We start from the raw sequence: 16,519 nt of genomic DNA, 5'->3' as shown, positions 1-16,519 counted from the left end.
ACACGGAGTTTGCCCGCGTGAGGGTAGAACTCATCGCCGAGGCACCCCTGGATCAGTGCTCCCACCACCGACCCTACGGCACAGGCCGTCAACCTCGAGCTGACTCCTTGCCCGGAAGGGTGACGCGAATGCGGCATCCACGTGGGGATTCGGCCACACCGATGCGTCCGCCGTGCAGATCCACCGCCCACCGGGCGATGGCCAGGCCGAGCCCCGTGCCGCCGTCGGTCTTCGGGCCGGACGGGCCCGGCCCGCCGCGGTTGAAGCGTTCGAAGACCCGGTAGCGCTCCGACTCGGGGATCCCGGGCCCCTCGTCCTGCACCTCCAGCACCAGGCTCTGCGGCCCTTCGCCGCGCCGGGCGTGGACGGTGACCCGGCCGTGCCGGGGGCTGTGCTTGATGGCGTTGTCGATGAGATTGGCGACGACCTGGTGCAGCCGTTCGGCGTCGGCGTGCGCGGTCAGCTCGGGCGGCGAGACATCGAGATGCAGATGGACGTCCGTTCGGGTGTGCGTGCCGGAGCCGGCCATGCCGGACAGCGTCGAGGCGCCGCGGCTCATGTTGGCCTCCTTGAGCACCCCGGACAGATACGGCCACACCTCGAAGCGCCGGGCGTGCAGCGGGACCACGCCGTTGTCCAGCCGGGAGAGGTCCAGGAGGTGCTCGACCAGCCGGCCGAGCCGCTCGGTCTGCTTCAGCGCCGTACGCATGGTCTCCGGATCGGGGTCCGAGACGCCGTCCACGACGTTCTCCAGCACCGCGCGCAGCGCCGCGATGGGCGTGCGCAGCTCGTGCGAGACGTTGGCGACCAGCTCCTTGCGGTGGGTGTCCACCGCTTCCAGGTCCGCCGCCATCCGGTTGAACGCGGTGGCCAGGTCCCCGAACTCGTCACGGCGCCCGGAGCGCACCCGGCGGGTGTAGTCGCCTCCCGCCATCGACCGGGTCACGTCGGTCATCTCGCCGAGCGGAGCGGTCAGGCTGTTCGCGACGAACTGGGTGAGCAGCAGCGAGGCGATGATCGAGAAAATGGTGATCACCCGCAGCTCGGTCGCCGAGTGGGTGGCGACGAACACGAGCAGTGTGGTGATGATCACCGAGACGCTGACCAGCGCGCCCAGCGCGGCCTTGACCGAGCGGTAGGGGTCCAGCGGCCGCAGGCCCTCCCAGATCCGCTCCCACAGGCCGTGAGCGGGCGCGCGCCACCCCCGCCTCATGCGGGCGGGGTCTCCAGGGCGTAGCCGACGCCGTGGACCGTGCGGATGCGCTCGGCGCCGATCTTCCGGCGCAGGGCCTTGATGTGGCTGTCGACCGTGCGCGTCCCGGAGGCGTCCGCCCAGTCCCAGACCTCGGCCAGCAGCTGCTCGCGGGAGAGCACCGCCCGCGGCGTGTTGGCCAGGCAGACCAGCAGGTCGAACTCGGTGGGGGTGAGGTGGACGTCGTCCGCGCGCACCCGCACCCGGCGCTGCGCGTGGTCGATCTCCAGCTCGCCCAGCCGCAGGATACCGCTGCGCGGGGTGTGCGCGGCCAGGGTGGCGCGCTCGACCCGGCGCAGCAGGACGTGCACCCGTGCGGCCAGCTCACGCATGGAGAACGGTTTGGTCATGTAGTCGTCGGCGCCGACGCCGAGGCCGACCAGCATGTCCGTCTCGTCGTCCCGGGCGGTGAGCATCATCACCGGCACCGGGCGCTGCGCCTGCACGCGGCGGCAGACCTCCAGGCCGTCGAAGCCCGGCAGCATCACGTCGAGGACCAGCAGATCGGGCTGCCACGCCTCGGCGGTGTCGACGGCGGCAGGGCCGTCGGTGGCCGTCTGCACCTGGAATCCCTCGGCGCGCAGCCGGGCCGCGATGGCGTCGACGATCGTCGGGTCGTCCTCCACGACCAGCACCCGGCGCTGGGCGCCCGGCGTGGCCGCGGCGGTGCCGCCCTGGGTTGTCTGAATCTGGTCCATCGCCCGCCCCTGCATGTCCCCTGCGTGGTCGCGTATTGCTGGGCAGCAGCGTAAGGGCATGGTGTGACTGTCGGCTACGCGCCCTTGCGGGCGAGGTGCACCACGTCAGGGACGCCTCGGACAACGGTGATCTCTTCCGTCCGTACGCCCTCGAATCCGGCATTTCGCAGGGCCAGTTCGAACGCCGGGGACGGCTGTGCGGACCAGACGGCGAGGACGCCGCCGGGGGTCAGCCGGTCGCGGCAGGCGGCGAGGCCGGTGGGGGAGTAGAGGCTGTTGTTGTCCTCCGTGACGGTCCAGTCCGGCCCGTTGTCGATGTCCAGGCACAGCGCGTCGAAGGTGTCCCGGCCCGCTTCCGTGCTGATATATCCGACCAGATCGGTGTGCAGGATCTCGGTTCGCGGGTCGGTCAGCGCGTCCGCCGAGACGGCGGACAGCGGTCCTTCGCGATGCCAGTCGATGACGGCCTGCTCACGCTCAGCGACCGCGATCCGGCCCCAGCGTGGCTCGGCCGACGCCCGCGCCAGTGAGAATCCGACGCCGAGACCGCCGATCAGGACGGCGGGCCGCCGCCGTCCTTCGGGGAGCTCGGCCAGCGCGGCGTCGATCAGCAGTCGCTCGGAGCGTCCGTCGGAGGTGTCCATCAGGAAGCAGCCGTTGGCGATGATCTCGCAGACCGCGGGGGTCTCGGTGGCGCCGGGCCCGGAGATGCCGCCGCGCTGCCGCAACACCACCTCTCCGTACGGGCCTTCGCGGCGGTCGAGGGTGCGCGGGGCCTCCTGGAGGCCGGCCGTCGAGGGCGGGAAGGAAACGGGAGCCATGCCGCCATCTTGGCCAACCGCGGGACCGTCGGTCCACCGTGTCCGAAGCCCGGACCTGCGCGGAGGTGAGAGATCTCATCAAGGTTGCCTGACGTGATGGATCTCACCCTCACAGCCGGCTCATTGGTTGAGCGTGCAGGCTGGTCGCGGACGTAGAGAAAGGCGTGGCGGGGGCGTGGCGGAATGTGCGACGTGAGCGCCGCGGAGGGTGCGGGCGCGGTGCATGTGCCGTGGAGGAACAGCCCGCGACGGACAGTCGGGGCGGACGGTCGGGGAGGCGGCCGCGGGTGGGTTGCGTGGCAAGGGACAGAAAGGGCACGGGACGGTGAGTGGGGTCGGATCCGCCGACAGCAGGGCGGTCGCGGGCATGCCTGCCGGGACCACGCCGGTCGGGAGGGTGCCTGGCGGGAGCGCGCTTGACGGCATCCCGTCGGTTGGCATCGCGACTGCCGGTATCGGGAGTTGCGACACCGGGGGGCCGGGCGGCCTCGCCGGGGTTCCTCGGCAACGCGGTGGACAGCGGGACGGTGCGAAGGACATCACCGCGGTGGCTGCTCCGCTTCCGGGGGCGGCTCCCGGCCCGGAGGCAGCCCGGTCGGCGGCTGGCACGGGCGCCGATGCGGCCGCGACACGACGGACCGGCGGCCTGCGGCGGGCCTTGCGGCTGCTGCCGACACCGACCGGCACTCCCTTCACCTTCGCCTACGCCGCTCTCCTCGTGGCGACCTCGCTCTTCGCCGAGCACGCCGATCCACAGCTGGTGTCCGAGCTGTTGCGCGGCTCCAGCACGGACGTCGTCCATCTCGCCCGCACCCCGCTGCTGGTGCTCGTCGCCAGCGCCCTGTGGGTCGCCGGCGGCCTCACCTCCGCCCACGCCATCGGCTTCCTCTTCGTGCTGACGGCACTGGAGCGGCGGATCGGTGGACTGCGGGCCGCCGCGGTGTTCTTCGGCGGGCATGTGCTGGCCACCCTCGCCACCGAACTGCCCGTCGGGTTCTCGGTCGCCGTCGGACAGCTGCCGGAGAGTTCGCTGCACCGCCTCGACTACGGCATCAGCTTCGGCGTGATGACCTGCACCGGAGCCCTCGCGGGGCTGTTGCCCGCCTGGTGCCGGTGGCCGCTGCTGGCCGGCGTCGGCTATGTGGCCGTCACCGACCTGCTCACCTATGCCGACCCGCTGACCGACTGGGGGCATCTGCTCTCCCTCGCCCTGGGCGTGGCGAGCCTGCCGCTGCTGCGCCGCTGGCGCGACCGGCGCGCCTTCCCGCCGCTCCTCGGCGACCTGGGGCACCCGGCGCTACGGGGCACCCGGCCCTTCCTGGCACAGGAGTAGGCGCCGCCGAGGTGCCACGCAGGGCCTCGTCCGGATCAGGCCGGGCGCGCGGGGGCCGGTACGCCCAACTGCCGCGTCGTGGTCACCATCCGACGCTCCGCGTCGCAACTGCACGCACCGGACCCCGCTCGCTGATGCGGCCTGATCCACAAGGGCACCGGGCCGTGTCCGCGGAGTCCTGTCCGCCCCGCGACGCCTGGCACGCACTCTCGCCGCACCAGGCGCAAGCCCAAGTACATCCGGTACGAGGACGTGCACCCTGCCGCCCGAGAACACGCACTGGACGCCGCGGTGCCCGCCCTCGGGGCGGACGGCGGGACTTGGCGGGCACGGCCTAGCCCAACCAGATCAGCATCCCGTCGCCCTCGTCCGCCGCGGCCCGGAAGAACGGCTGCAGTGCGGCGTAGTGCTCGCCGACGTGGTCCAGCGGTTCGCCGCGCTCCCAGACGATGGCCGGATAGACCTTCGACGCGGCGAGTTCGTCCGGTGCGACCCCGGCGGTCAGGCTCGGGGCGGACAACCGCGCCATTTCCTCGGCCGCCGTGCGCACCCGCTCCGGGGTGAGACAGCGGGGCGGCCCGTAGCCCCAGTCCTCGGCGTCCGCCAACGGCTCCTCGCCGTGCACGATGTCCACGGGGAAGCCCTGGCGGCGGAGCAGGAAGCCGAGGGCGTCCCACGCCGTGCCGATGTCCAGGCAGCGGGCCTTCGCCGGCTCCGGCTCGGTGTCCGCCTCCTCGTCCATGCGCTCGCCCACCATCTCCAGCGCCCACTCGGGATCGCTGACGGCGCGCTGGAGTTCGGCCGCCGTGACACGTGCGTACTGTCCGATCATGCTCATGGTCCGGATGCTAGGCGCGGCCACTGACAACCCGCCGCGAGGGCCCGGATGCCGACCGCCCCCCGCCGGGAATCCGTCCGGCGCCGCGCCGCGCGCCCGGTCAGGTCCCGTCGCCACCTGTGGCCGGATCATCCGTCGGCTCCTGGGAGAATGGCGTTCTTGCGAGCGCGGCGGTACGCGGTGCTCACCGGTAGCAGGAGTGCACGCCCGTGTCCCAGGACCCCACCCGGCCGAACCCCGACGCCACTCGCCTCGGGCTCGTCTCCGACTGCGGCAGTTGCTTCGGGCTCTGCTGCGTCGCCCTGCCGTTCGCCGCGTCGGCGGATTTCGCGGTCGACAAGGACGCCGGGCGGCCCTGCGGCAACCTGCGGAGCGACTTCCGCTGCGGAATCCATGCCGAGCTGCGTGAGCGCGGCTTCTCCGGATGCACCGTCTTCGACTGCTTCGGTGCCGGGCAGAAGGTCTCACAGGTCACCTTCGGCGGCGAGGACTGGCGGCAGGCCCCGCGCACAGCCCGCAGCATGTTCGACGTCTTCCCCGTCATGCGGCAGCTCCACGAACTCCTTCAGTACCTCGCCGAGGCCCTCGCCCGGCCTGCTGCCCGCCCGATCCACGACGAGCTGCGGCGCGCGCTCGACGAGACCGAAGCCCTCACGTACGGCACTCCCGAGGAATTGGCCGGCCTGGATGTCGCCGCCCACCGGGGCGAGGTCAACGCTCTGCTGCTGCGCACCAGCGAGCTGGTGCGGGCCGAGGTGCCGGGCCGTAAGAAGGAGCGGCGGGGCGCGGATCTCATGGGCGCCCGGTTGCGGCGCGCCGACCTGCGGGGCGCCAACCTCCGCGGGGCCTACCTCATCGCCGCCGACCTCACGGGCGCCGACCTGCGGCTGGCCGACCTGATCGGTGCCGATCTGCGGGACGCCGATCTGAGCGGCGCCGACCTCACCGGCAGCCTCTTCCTCACCCGGGCCCAGCTCAGCGCGGCCAAGGGGGACGACCGCACCACGCTGCCGCCGGAGCTCGGCCGCCCGGCTCACTGGTAGTCACCCGCCGCACCGGGCACGGCACATCCGCGGCCGCCCGCCGGTGACCGACGCCGACGATCCGAGTTCCCCCGTCTTCGTGCGTCTTCGTACGGCACCACCCGCCCACCGACGCGGAGCGGAGACACCTCCGCCGATCCGCCGCCGCACGCTGCCCATCCCTGATCGCTCACAGCGAACGCGCCCCGGGGAACATCTCCCCCTACCGCGGCATTGAGTGAGTACAGCTCAACTTGCCTGCCGAAGGGGAGATCATGGCTTCGACGCCCACATCGCTCACCCTGCCCGTGCTGCCCCTCGATGACGAGGTCGTTCTGCCCGGCATGGTGGTGCCTCTCGACCTGTCCGACACCGACGTCCGGGCAGCCGTGGAGGCCGCACAGGCCGCCGCCCCGTCGGGTAACAAGCCGCAGGTGCTGCTTGTGCCCCGGCTCGACGGCAGCTACGCCGGGATCGGCACGCTCGGGCGGATCGAGCAGGTCGGGCGGCTCTCCGACGGCGACCCCGGGGCCCTGATCAGGGGCCTGGGCCGGGTGCGCATCGGGTCGGGTACGACCGGCCCGGGGGCCGCCCTCTGGGTGGAGGGCACCACCGTCGAGGAGACGGTGCCCGACCCGCTGCCCGGCGCGGTGACGGAACTCGTCACCGAATACAAGGCGCTGGCCACCAGCTGGCTGCGCAAGCGCGGTGCCTGGCAGGTCGTCGACCGCGTCCAGCAGATCGAGGACGTGCCGACGCTCGCCGACAACTCCGGCTACTCGCCCTTCCTGACCACCGAGCAGAAGGTCCGGCTGCTGGAGACCGCCGACCCGGTGGCCCGTCTGAAGTTCGCCACCGAGACCCTGCGCGAGCACCTCGCGGAACAGGACGTCGCCGAGTCGATCGCCAAGGACGTCCAGGAGGGCGTCGACAAGCAGCAGCGGGAATTCCTGCTGCGCCGTCAGCTGGAAGCGGTCCGCAAGGAACTCGCCGGGATCAACGGCGACCCCGAGGACGAGGGCGACGACTACCGCGCCCGCGTCGAGGCCGCCGAACTGCCCGAGGAGGTCCGCAAGGCCGCCCTCAAGGAGGTCGACAAGCTGGAGCGGTCCAGCGACCAGAACCCCGAGGGCTCCTGGATCCGCACCTGGCTGGACACCGTCCTGGAACTGCCGTGGAACGAGCGGACCGAGGACGCGTACGACATCGCAGGCGCCAAGGAGATCCTGGACGCCGACCACGCGGGCCTGGAGGACGTCAAGGAGCGGATCACCGAGTACCTCGCCGTCCGCAAGCGCCGGACCGAGCGCGGTCTGGGGCTCGTCGGCGGGCGGCGCGGCGGCGCGGTGCTGGCACTGGTGGGCCCGCCGGGCGTCGGAAAGACCTCGCTCGGCGAGTCCGTCGCACGGGCCATGGGGCGCGAGTTCGTCCGGGTCGCGCTCGGCGGCGTCCGGGACGAGGCGGAGATCCGCGGCCACCGGCGCACCTATGTCGGCGCGCTGCCCGGCCGGATCGTGCGGGCCGTCAAGGAGGCCGGGTCGATGAACCCGGTGGTGCTGCTCGACGAGATCGACAAGGTGGGTTCGGACTTCCGGGGCGACCCGGCCGCCGCCCTCCTGGAGGTCCTGGACCCGGCGCAGAACCACACCTTCCGCGATCACTACCTGGAGGTCGAACTGGACCTCAGCGACGTGGTCTTCCTGGCCACGGCCAACGTCCTCGAAGCCATCCCCGAGCCGCTGCTGGACCGGATGGAACTGGTCAGGCTCGACGGGTACACCGAGGACGAGAAGGTCGTCATCGCACGGGAGCACCTGCTGCCCCGGCAGCTGGAGCGGGCCGGTCTGGAGCCCGGCGAGGTCGTCCTGGAGGACGGGGCGCTGCGCAAGCTCGCGGGTGAGTACACCCGTGAGGCGGGCGTACGGAATCTGGAGCGGTCGGTGGCCCGGCTGCTGCGCAAGGTCGCGGCCCAGCACGAACTGGGTGAGCGGGAGCTGCCGTTCACGGTCGGCGCGCAGGAGCTGCGTCCGCTGATCGGGCGCCCGCACCACACCCCCGAGTCCGCGCAGGACCCGGCCGAGCGGCGGACCGCGGTGCCCGGTGTCGTCACCGGACTGGCGGTGACCGGCGCCGGCGGCGATGTGCTGTACGTCGAGGCATCGCTGGCCGATCCGGAGACCGGTGCGTCCGGGCTGCAGCTGACCGGTCAGCTGGGCGATGTGATGAAGGAGTCGGCGCACATCGCGCTGTCGTTCCTGCGCTCGCACGGAGCGGAACTGGAGCTTCCGGTCGCTGACCTGAAGGAGCGCGGAGTGCACCTGCACGTCCCGGCCGGCGCCGTCCCCAAGGACGGCCCGAGCGCGGGGGTGACCATGACGACCGCGCTGGCCTCGCTGCTGTCGGGCCGCCAGGTCCGGCCGGACGTCGCGATGACGGGTGAGATCTCGCTGACCGGGCGGGTCCTGCCGATCGGCGGCGTCAAGCAGAAGCTGCTCGCCGCGCACCGGGCCGGGATCACCACCGTGATCATCCCCAAGCGCAACGAGCCGGATCTGGACGAGGTGCCCGCCGAGATCCTCGACACGCTCCAGGTCCACCCGGTGGCAGACGTCCGCCAGGTACTCGAGCTGGCGCTGACACCGGCCTCGGCCGGTGCCGCACCGGAGGTCCCGGTCGCGGCGTGACGGGCGTGACCGGGCGAGGGCCCCTTTCGCACCAGGTGTGCGGAAGGGGCCCTGTCGTGTGCCCGGCGGTGCGGACGGTGGAGCGGGGGGGGGGGGGGCGGCTCAGCCGTTGGCGAGTGCCTGGAGACGGTCCATCGCGCCGTTGAAGCGGTTGTGGTCGCCGACCGTCGGCCCGGTCGAGGTGTACTGCCAGATGGTGTGGAAGCCCCAGCCGCCCGGGAGTTCGCCCACCGAGGAGCCGTAGCGCGGGACCCACAGGGGGTTGATGCCGCCGAATCCCGCGTAGTTGCCGGTGCACTGCTTCCACCAGCTGGTGGAGGTGTAGATGACGGCGTCCCGTCCGGTACGCGCCTTGTAGGTGGCGAACCAGTCCTTCATCCAGTTGACCAGCCCGGCCGCGCTCAGGCCGTAGCAGGTCGCCCCGTAGGGGTTGTACTCCATGTCGAGTGCGCCGGGCAGGGTCTTGCCGTCCCGGGACCAGCCGCCGCCGTGGTCGACGAAGTAGTTGGCCTGGGCCGCGCCGCTGGAGGTGTTCGGCGTGGCGAAGTGGTAGGCCCCGCGGATCATGCCGCTGTTGTAGGAGCCGTTGTACTGCTGCGCGAAGGAGGGGTTGGTGTAGCTGGTGGACTCCGTCGCCTTGACGTAGGCGAAGCGGACGCCGCTGTTCCAGAGGGTCGACCAGGCGACATTGCCCTGGTGGCCGCTGACGTCCACGCCTTCGACGGACGCGGCGGCGGACGGCGGTGGGGCGTCCGGGGCGGCCGGTGACCGGCCCTCGTGCGCGGCGATCTGCGACCCGGCCCAGTCCTGGCCCGGGTGGGTGGGTTCCGGTGCGTACTTGGTGGCAGCGGCGCCGGCGGTGCCGGGGAGGCCGAGGAGGAGGGAGAGGATCGCCAGAAGGATCCCGGCCGCGGTCGCCAGGGAGCGCGATCGGCGGTGGGGGGAGCCGGATCTGAGCACGGGCATACGTGCCTCCGAAGATCTCGGTGAGGGACCTGAGGGGGGCGAGCGAGCGGCACGGCGCAGGCGTGCGGGCACGGATTTCACGGGTGGGGGTGTGCGGTGGAACCTTCGACGCTTGCTGTGGCCATGCCAGAAATGACGATACGCGCGTAGATCGGTGGGATAAAAGAGGGCTACGGGGCTGCCGTTGGTCTAATCCTGCGAAATACTGGCCGAGCTGGGGTTACGGCCGCGGCTGAAAGAAACTTTCACGGCCGGGAAACCCGGAGGGACCGGAAAGACCCGGGGCACCCGGAAAACGCAGAAATCGCAGGAGAAGTGGGAAAGGGCGCTGACGTGCACAACACCGGAGCCGACGGTATGACGGCGGACGGCGCGCCGAATGGTGTGGACCACGAATTCCTCGCCCTCGAACGCGAGTTGGCGGTATTCCTCCGCCGTGCCCGCGCCTCGTCCGGCGAACTGGCGCGTGAGGTCCACCCCGATCTGGAGCCCGCCGCCTACGGTCTGCTCGTCCGGCTCGCCGACGCGGGCGCGCAGCGCGCCACCGACCTGGCGGGGTTCTTCGGCGTCGGCAAGGCCACGATGAGCCGCCAGTTGCACGCCCTGGAGGGACTCGGTCTCGTCGCCCGGGAGCCCGATCCGGCCGACGGCCGGGCGGTCCTGGTGCGGATCACCGACGAGGGGCGGGAACGCTTCACCCGCGTCCGCACCGCCCGCCGCGCCCAGTACGCCCGCCGCCTCGCTGCGTGGGACCGCACGGAGGTCGCCGAACTGGCCCGCCTGCTCCACCAGCTCAATGCGGGACAGGAGGGGCAGGAAGGGCAGGAGGGGGGCGACGCCCCCTGAGGGCGCGGGTTCCGCGCCCACGCGCCTCGCCCCGCGGTCCGGGTCACCCGTCCGACGCCGTCTCGCCGGTCACGGCACGACGTGGATCACCGCCGCGTCGTCCCGGGCCTTGCCGCGCGGGTGGGCGGTGCCCTCCGGGTCCGCCGCCTCCGCCGCCCGCACCCTGTCGATGAGGGCCTGCGGGCCCTGTTGTGCCACCAGTTGCGCGCAGTCGGCCCACGAGCCCTGGTGGAAGACCTCCACCCAGCGGCCCGCGCCGTCGCTCAGCGCGGTCAGGGAGCGGACCTCGGCGCGCGGGGTGGTGCCGGTGACCGCGCGGGCGGCCACGGCGGGATCGGCGGCCGCGGTGAAGAAGCCCCCCTCGGCGTTGCGCAGCGCCTCGACGGCGCGGCCGTACTCCCGGCCCGCGGCAGCGCGTTCGGCGGAGCCGCGGGGCAGTGCCCGCACGGCGTCCCGCTGCGCGCGGATCCCCGGCGGCAGTTCGTCCAGCCGGCGGTCCAGCACCGGTTGCACCGATCCGTCCGCCCGCTCCAACAAGAGGGCGGAATCGGACAGTACGAGGTGTTCGACGGTGTCTTGCGACCAGCGCACGGCGACCACGGTTGCCTGCGGCGTACGGACGTGAGAAAGGTCACAGCCGCCCCGGTGAATTGCCGCCGTACGGGAGATGGCCGCGGACAGTGCCTCAGGGAGCGTCATATCCGGGTGCGAACCCGACAGTTCGAGCATTGCGCCCCCGAGGCGCGCGGTGAACCACGAGACCGGGTGCACACAGCCGTAGTCCCCCTCCGGTGGCGTCACGCCGTCCAGCAGGACCAGGGCTCCGCCCTGACCGGAGGCCGGGAGAGCGACGGACGCGTAGTCCTCGTTTGGGTGTTGGGGGTCGCCGGGGTCGGTGGCGAGAGCGCTGTGCATGCCGGCAAGTCTGCCGGAGACGGCCCTTTCACTCCGGCGATCGGGCCGCTCCGGGGTGTTGGCGTACCGCCAGGTCAGCGCCGTACGGAAAGTCCGGACCAGGGGCCCGGGGCGCTGCGGGCGCGCATCTTGCCAGGACCGGGACGGTTCTCCAAACCCGTTCGGGGGCGGGCCGGGGTGGCGGCCCACGTCGTGGGTGCACGGAAGTTGATGGCCAAACTCTGATTGATGTTCACTCCTTCAGGTGGCCGGGCATGTGTTGCCGAGCCACTGCGCGGCGCCGGTGGAATGGTCGCTCCCGGATCACCGGGTGGGGCCAGGACGTCCGTCGCGACGCGCAGAGCCGGGCTGTTCCCCTTCGCGGAAGTGTGCGCTGCTGCGGTCTTCGCGCAGGTCCGCCCCGCGAGCGGAGCGAGTCGGGTCCGCGACGCCACACGGCGTGGGCAGGCGAGACAGGATTGCGAGCAGCGGTGCGGAAGAAGCGGCTTCGGGGCGGCGCAGGGAAGCCGGGATCACCGGCCGGTTCGGTCTCCCGACCGGCCAACGGTCCGGGTGCGACGGGTGACGGGGACGGTACCCAACGGCGTCCCGCGCGGGTGCGCAACCGACTTGTCGGGGCGGTGGCCGTCGTGGCCGTCGCCGTCCTGGGAGCCGGCGCGCCCGCCATCGCCACCGCCGCGGACAACGCGCAGCAGAGTCAGCAGCTCGTCGACCTCGCCGAGTTGGACGCGCACGCCCTCGCGCTCGCGCACTCCCTCGCCGACGAGCGCGACACCATGACCGACTTCGTGGCCGCCGGGCGCGGTGCCCGCGGTGGCGCGGAGTCCGCGCAGCCGCAGCGCGCCCGCGTCGACCGGCAGATCCGCGAACTGCGGAGCGAGGCCCACGGCGCCGCCGGCGAGACCGCGGTGTACCGCGCCGCGAACAAGCTCCTCACCGCCCTGCCGGAGACCCGCAGTCAGGCGTTGGGCGGGACGAGCACCGCCGAGCAGACCTTCGAGGCGTACACCCGGGCCGTCCAGGCGCTCGGCGCCATCAGCGACGACATCGCCCGGGGACTTCCCGCCCGCGCCGACGCCGCGGACGCCGACACCCGTGCGCTGCCCGCCCTCGGCCGCGCCGTCGACCAGGCCGCGGGCACCCGCGGGCTGCTGCTGTCCGCGCTCAACGCCGGTGGCTCGCAGCCCCGTCTGACCGCCGCGGCACAGCTCGCGCACCTGCGTGAACAGGGTGCGCTGGAGGACTTCGCCCAGTCGGCGAGCGAGGGCGCCCGGGACCGCTACGACCGGACCGTCAACGGCACGGACGTCGCCACCGCCGAGCGCTATCTGACCCGCCTGACCGACCAGCCCCGGCTGAGCGGCACCGATCTGCGCCTCGACCGGGAGCGGGTGCGCGCCACCCTCACCTCCCGGGTGGGGCTGATGCGCGGCGTCGAGTCCGCCATGGCCACCGCCGAGATCCAGCGGCTGGGCGCACTGCGCGACGACGATGTGACGGCGCTGGAGATCCGCATCGGGCTGGAGGCCCTCTGCCTGCTGCTCGCCGTCGGCGCGGGCATCTCCGGAGCCCGCTCCATGACCCGGCCGCTGGCCGCCCTGCGGCTCGGTGCCCAGCGCGTGGCCGCCGACCCCGGCGCCGAGGAGCCCATCACCTTCACGGGCCGCGACGACGAGTTCGCCGCCGCGGTCCGCTCCGTCAACTCGCTGCACGCCCAGGTCGGCGCACTCGCCCGGCGGACGGCCGAGCTGGAGGGCGAGCGCAAGCGGCTGGTCAGCGGCCGGCAGCGGATGGTCGCCGAGCGCGAGGTGCTCCAGGACCAGGCGGCCGGCTTCCAGCAGGAGGTCGCCGAACTCACCGAGCGGCTGGCCGCCCTGCGCGCCGGTGTGCACGGCCGGTTCGTCAACCTCTCGCTGCGCACCCTGGGCCTGGTGGAGCGCCAGCTCGGCGTCATCGAGGCGCTGGAGGAGAGCGAGCAGGACCCGGAGCGGCTGGAGACGCTGTTCAAGCTGGACCACTTCGCCGCGCGGATGCGCCGCAACAGCGAGAACCTCCTGGTGCTGGCCGGCGCGGAACACGGCACCGGCCACAGCGGCCCTGTGCCGCTGCTGGACGTGCTGCGCGCCTCGGTCAGCGAGATCGAACGGTACGAGCGGGTGCGCATCCAGTCGCTGCCGCCGCACTCCCAGGTCGCCGGGTTCGCCGCGGACGACCTCAGCCACCTCGTCGCGGAACTCCTGGAGAACGCCACCGCGTTCTCGCCGCCGGACGCGCATGTCGAGCTGTCCGGCTGGCTGCTGGAGAGCGGCGAGATCATGCTCTCCGTCCAGGACGAGGGCATAGGGATGACCGGGGACCGGCTGGCCGAGCTCAACGACCGGCTCTCGGACGCCGAGGCCGCCTCGTCCTCCGAGACCATCGACGAGGCGCTGGGCCTCGGGCTGTACGTCGTGGTGCGGCTGGCCGCCCGGCACGGCGTCCGGGTCCAGTTGCGCGACAGCAAGCAGGGCGGCGTGACCGCCGTCGTGGTGCTCCCCGGCTCGATACTGCCCACCCGCCCGGACCCCTCCGGTCTGCCGTCGGTGGCCACGCACGACGTGCCGCACACGCCGAGCCTGCCCGGCTCGGTCGCCGAGGCGAACTCCAACACCCTCCAGACGCGGTCCCCGCGAAGCGTGCCCACGGCCCCGCCGGCCGCGGCGCCCGCCGAGGAAACCGCCGCGCCGACCGCGCAGGCCGCCGAGTCCGCCGCGCTCGCCGACGAGCCGCTCGCCGACGAGCCGCTCGCCGCGCGGCCCGCCGATGCCGGAGCCCCCGCCGCGGAGGCGGCCCCCGGCTCCGACCCCTTCGTCGCCGCCGCGGAGCGCGCGATCGACGAGGCAGGTGTGGGCGGCCCGGCCGAACCCGCCTCCCCCGCCCAGCCGTCCGGCCCCACCACGGGCACCGGGCCCGACCGGAGCCCGTACGGTCCGCAGTCCTCCGGCCCGTACGCCACGGCCGGCGGCGAGCACGCACGGTCCGACGACCCCGCCGACCCGGCCACGGACGCGGTCACCCCGGCGGCGCCCGGCTCCGGCCGGCACGCCGCGCCGGTCGCATCCGCCGACCCGTACGCCATCGGCCCGGACGAGCACACCCGGCCCGCCGCCGACGTCGCGCCCACCGGCGCCGAGGCGACGGCCCCTGCACAGGACCACACCCAGGACCACACACAGGACGGCGTGCCGGACGACGCACCCCTCGGGGCGCGCCGGACGACCGTCACCGGGCTGCCCAAGCGGACGCCCAAGATCGTGTCGCAGCAGTCGCCCGCCGGACCGCGCAAGAGCGGCGGGGTCAACGCCGAAGCGCTGCGGCGCCGGCTCGGCGGCTTCCAGCAAGGCGCGCGCGAGGGGCGGCGTGAGGTCGAGGCCGAGATCTCGGACCCCACGCCGGAGCGGACCATCCCACAGACGGACACCGACGGAGCGGGGGCCCCGGGAGAGAGCGACATTGTCGAGGAGGCACGCGATTGAACGCGCAAGCGCCCAGTGCGCAGGGACGCGGATTGAGCAGCCAGGCGAGAAACCTGCACTGGCTCCTGACCAACCTGGTCGACGAGGTGCCGGGCATCCGCTCGGTGGCGGTGGTCTCCTCCGACGGGCTGATGCTGCTCTCCTCCGACCCCGCCAGGACGGACGAGACGGCGCAGCCCGGTGAGAGCAACGGACCCAAGGGGTCCAGCGCCGACCTCGCCACCATCGTCTCCGGGCTCGGCAGTCTGACGCTCGGTGCCGCAAAGCTGATGGACGGCGGCGGCGTCAAGCAGACGATGGTCACCATGGACGAGGGCAGCCTCTTCGTCATGTCGATCAGTGACGGTTCACTGCTCGGTGTGCACGCCACCCCGGACTGCGACATGAGCATCGTCGCCTACCACATGGCGCTGTTCGTCGGCCGGGCCGGCCATGTCCTCACCCCCGAACTCCGCACCGAACTGCGCAAGTCGATGGAGAACGTCCTGTGAGTAGTCCCAAACTCCCCGTACGCGGCGGGGACAGGAAACCCGCGCGCGTACGGCCGTATTCGCTCACCGGCGGCCGGACGCGATTCGGGCACGTGCTGCTCGTCGAGACGTTCGTGGCCGCGCTGGAGGCCCCCGAGGAGCGTCGCGAGCTGACGTCGGGCGGCTGGGGCGACCGGGTGATGCCGGAGATGCGGGCGATCGTCGAGCTGTGCCGCCGCATGCGCTCCGTCGCGGAGATCTCCGCGCTGCTCAAGATGCCGCTGGGCGTGGTCCGCGTCCTCCTCAGCGACCTCGCCGACCAGGGAAAGATTCGCGTCTACGGCACCGGACACGGCACCGGCCGGCCGGACCGCGCGCTGCTCGAAAGGGTGCTGAGTGGACTTCACAGGCTCTGACACGATAGCGGCCGGGCCGACGGCGTCCGCCGGTCGTGCGGGCGAGGCCGACGCGGTGGCCGTGGCCGCCGACGAGGGTCTGCAGAGCTGGCAGACGGACGCGTCGCGGGCCCCGGTCGCCACCAAGATCGTGGTGGCGGGCGGCTTCGGTGTCGGCAAGACCACGTTCGTCGGATCGGTCTCGGAGATCACCCCGCTCCAGACCGAAGCGGTGATGACGCAGGCCAGCGCCGATACGGACGATCTGACGTCCACCCCGGAGAAGACCACGACCACGGTCGCGATGGACTTCGGGCGGATCACCCTCGACCAGGACCTGGTGCTCTACCTGTTCGGCACGCCCGGCCAGCAGCGCTTCTGGTTCATGTGGGATGACCTGGTGCGCGGCGCGATCGGTGCGATCGTGATGGCGGACACCCGGCGGCTGGAGGACTGCTTCCCCGCGCTGGACTACTTCGAGAGCTGCGGGCTGCCGTACGTCGTCGCGGTCAACCACTTCGAGGGGACCGCCGCGTACGCCGTGGACGACGTCCGCGACGCGCTGACCGTGCCCCCGCACGTACCCGTCGTGATCATGGACGCCCGTCAGCGGGTCACCGTGATCGAGTCGTTGCTGGCGCTGGTCGGCCACGCCTTGCAGACCGCACCGGAATAGCCGGACCGGGCCACCCGTCCGGACAGGCCACCGCCTGCACGGACCGGCCGGGCTCCGCCGCCCGTGGGCCACCCCCGCCCTCACCCCC

At 72.7% G+C, this 16,519-nt stretch carries 14 protein-coding genes; 8 read left to right on the top strand and 6 right to left on the bottom strand.

Annotated features, from left to right (window positions below; translation table 11 throughout):
* Positions 1 to 88: 88 nt before the first annotated feature.
* The 3 genes from QOM21_RS12475 to QOM21_RS12465 all read right to left on the bottom strand — a co-directional run bounded on the left by QOM21_RS12475 (position 89) and on the right by QOM21_RS12465 (position 2,771).
* Complete coding sequence (locus QOM21_RS12475; RefSeq protein WP_407549978.1) at positions 89 to 1,213, bottom strand: ATP-binding protein; 1,125 nt, start codon at positions 1,211 to 1,213, stop codon at positions 89 to 91.
* Complete coding sequence (locus QOM21_RS12470) at positions 1,210 to 1,950, bottom strand: response regulator transcription factor (RefSeq protein WP_393896589.1); 741 nt, start codon at positions 1,948 to 1,950, stop codon at positions 1,210 to 1,212. Before QOM21_RS12470 ends, QOM21_RS12475 begins: the two co-directional genes overlap by 4 nt.
* Before the next feature lie 74 nt (positions 1,951 to 2,024).
* Positions 2,025 to 2,771 carry a spermidine synthase gene (locus QOM21_RS12465; RefSeq protein ID WP_407549977.1) on the bottom strand — a complete coding sequence of 249 codons (747 nt, stop codon included), beginning with the start codon at positions 2,769 to 2,771 and terminating at the stop codon, positions 2,025 to 2,027.
* Positions 2,772 to 3,318: 547 nt separating this feature from the next.
* Between QOM21_RS12465 and QOM21_RS12460 the strand changes: the two genes are divergently transcribed.
* Complete coding sequence (locus tag QOM21_RS12460; RefSeq protein ID WP_407549976.1) at positions 3,319 to 4,104, top strand: rhomboid-like protein; 786 nt, start codon at positions 3,319 to 3,321, stop codon at positions 4,102 to 4,104.
* A gap of 334 nt (positions 4,105 to 4,438) precedes the next feature.
* Here the strand turns inward: QOM21_RS12460 and QOM21_RS12455 are convergent, their stop codons facing one another.
* Positions 4,439 to 4,942 carry a YfbM family protein gene (locus QOM21_RS12455; RefSeq protein WP_407549975.1) on the bottom strand — a complete coding sequence of 168 codons (504 nt, stop codon included), beginning with the start codon at positions 4,940 to 4,942 and terminating at the stop codon, positions 4,439 to 4,441.
* A gap of 209 nt (positions 4,943 to 5,151) precedes the next feature.
* Between QOM21_RS12455 and QOM21_RS12450 the strand changes: the two genes are divergently transcribed.
* Together QOM21_RS12450 and lon are read left to right on the top strand one after the other, a co-directional pair.
* Positions 5,152 to 5,985 (top strand): pentapeptide repeat-containing protein, encoded by an 834-nt coding sequence (locus QOM21_RS12450; RefSeq protein ID WP_407549974.1) that lies wholly within the window; start codon positions 5,152 to 5,154, stop codon positions 5,983 to 5,985.
* A gap of 254 nt (positions 5,986 to 6,239) precedes the next feature.
* Positions 6,240 to 8,648 (top strand): endopeptidase La, encoded by a 2,409-nt coding sequence (lon, locus tag QOM21_RS12445; RefSeq protein WP_407549973.1) that lies wholly within the window; start codon positions 6,240 to 6,242, stop codon positions 8,646 to 8,648.
* Positions 8,649 to 8,750: 102 nt separating this feature from the next.
* Here lon and QOM21_RS12440 read toward each other — a convergent pair whose 3' ends face one another.
* On the bottom strand, positions 8,751 to 9,614 hold the full coding sequence (locus tag QOM21_RS12440; RefSeq protein WP_407549972.1) for a lysozyme: 864 nt from the start codon (positions 9,612 to 9,614) through the stop codon (positions 8,751 to 8,753).
* A 333-nt stretch (positions 9,615 to 9,947) separates the two neighbouring features.
* Between QOM21_RS12440 and QOM21_RS12435 the strand changes: the two genes are divergently transcribed.
* Entirely contained in the window at positions 9,948 to 10,460 is a 513-nt protein-coding gene (locus QOM21_RS12435; protein ID WP_407549971.1) for a MarR family winged helix-turn-helix transcriptional regulator, read from the top strand.
* A gap of 69 nt (positions 10,461 to 10,529) precedes the next feature.
* Here the strand turns inward: QOM21_RS12435 and QOM21_RS12430 are convergent, their stop codons facing one another.
* Positions 10,530 to 11,375, bottom strand: coding sequence for a hypothetical protein (locus QOM21_RS12430; protein WP_407549970.1), 846 nt, complete (start codon positions 11,373 to 11,375; stop codon positions 10,530 to 10,532).
* A 596-nt stretch (positions 11,376 to 11,971) separates the two neighbouring features.
* Here QOM21_RS12430 and QOM21_RS12425 point away from each other — a divergent pair.
* The 4 genes from QOM21_RS12425 to QOM21_RS12410 are packed head-to-tail and all read left to right on the top strand — an operon-like array spanning position 11,972 to position 16,431.
* Positions 11,972 to 14,890 carry a nitrate- and nitrite sensing domain-containing protein gene (locus tag QOM21_RS12425; RefSeq protein WP_407549969.1) on the top strand — a complete coding sequence of 973 codons (2,919 nt, stop codon included), beginning with the start codon at positions 11,972 to 11,974 and terminating at the stop codon, positions 14,888 to 14,890.
* On the top strand, positions 14,887 to 15,381 hold the full coding sequence (locus tag QOM21_RS12420) for a roadblock/LC7 domain-containing protein (RefSeq protein ID WP_407549968.1): 495 nt from the start codon (positions 14,887 to 14,889) through the stop codon (positions 15,379 to 15,381). The genes QOM21_RS12425 and QOM21_RS12420 overlap by 4 nt, the downstream gene beginning before the upstream one ends.
* Positions 15,378 to 15,776 carry a DUF742 domain-containing protein gene (locus QOM21_RS12415; RefSeq protein ID WP_393896579.1) on the top strand — a complete coding sequence of 133 codons (399 nt, stop codon included), beginning with the start codon at positions 15,378 to 15,380 and terminating at the stop codon, positions 15,774 to 15,776. Before QOM21_RS12420 ends, QOM21_RS12415 begins: the two co-directional genes overlap by 4 nt.
* Positions 15,777 to 15,831: 55 nt before the next feature.
* Entirely contained in the window at positions 15,832 to 16,431 is a 600-nt protein-coding gene (locus QOM21_RS12410; RefSeq protein WP_407555645.1) for a GTP-binding protein, read from the top strand.
* Positions 16,432 to 16,519: the final 88 nt, after the last annotated feature.

Origin of the sequence: Streptomyces sp. Pv4-95 (assembly GCF_045782725.1) — a bacterium.
In the GTDB taxonomy this organism is placed as follows: domain Bacteria; phylum Actinomycetota; class Actinomycetes; order Streptomycetales; family Streptomycetaceae; genus Streptomyces.
Note: the sequence above shows the minus strand (reverse complement) of the source record. Positions and strands in the feature narration are given on the sequence as shown.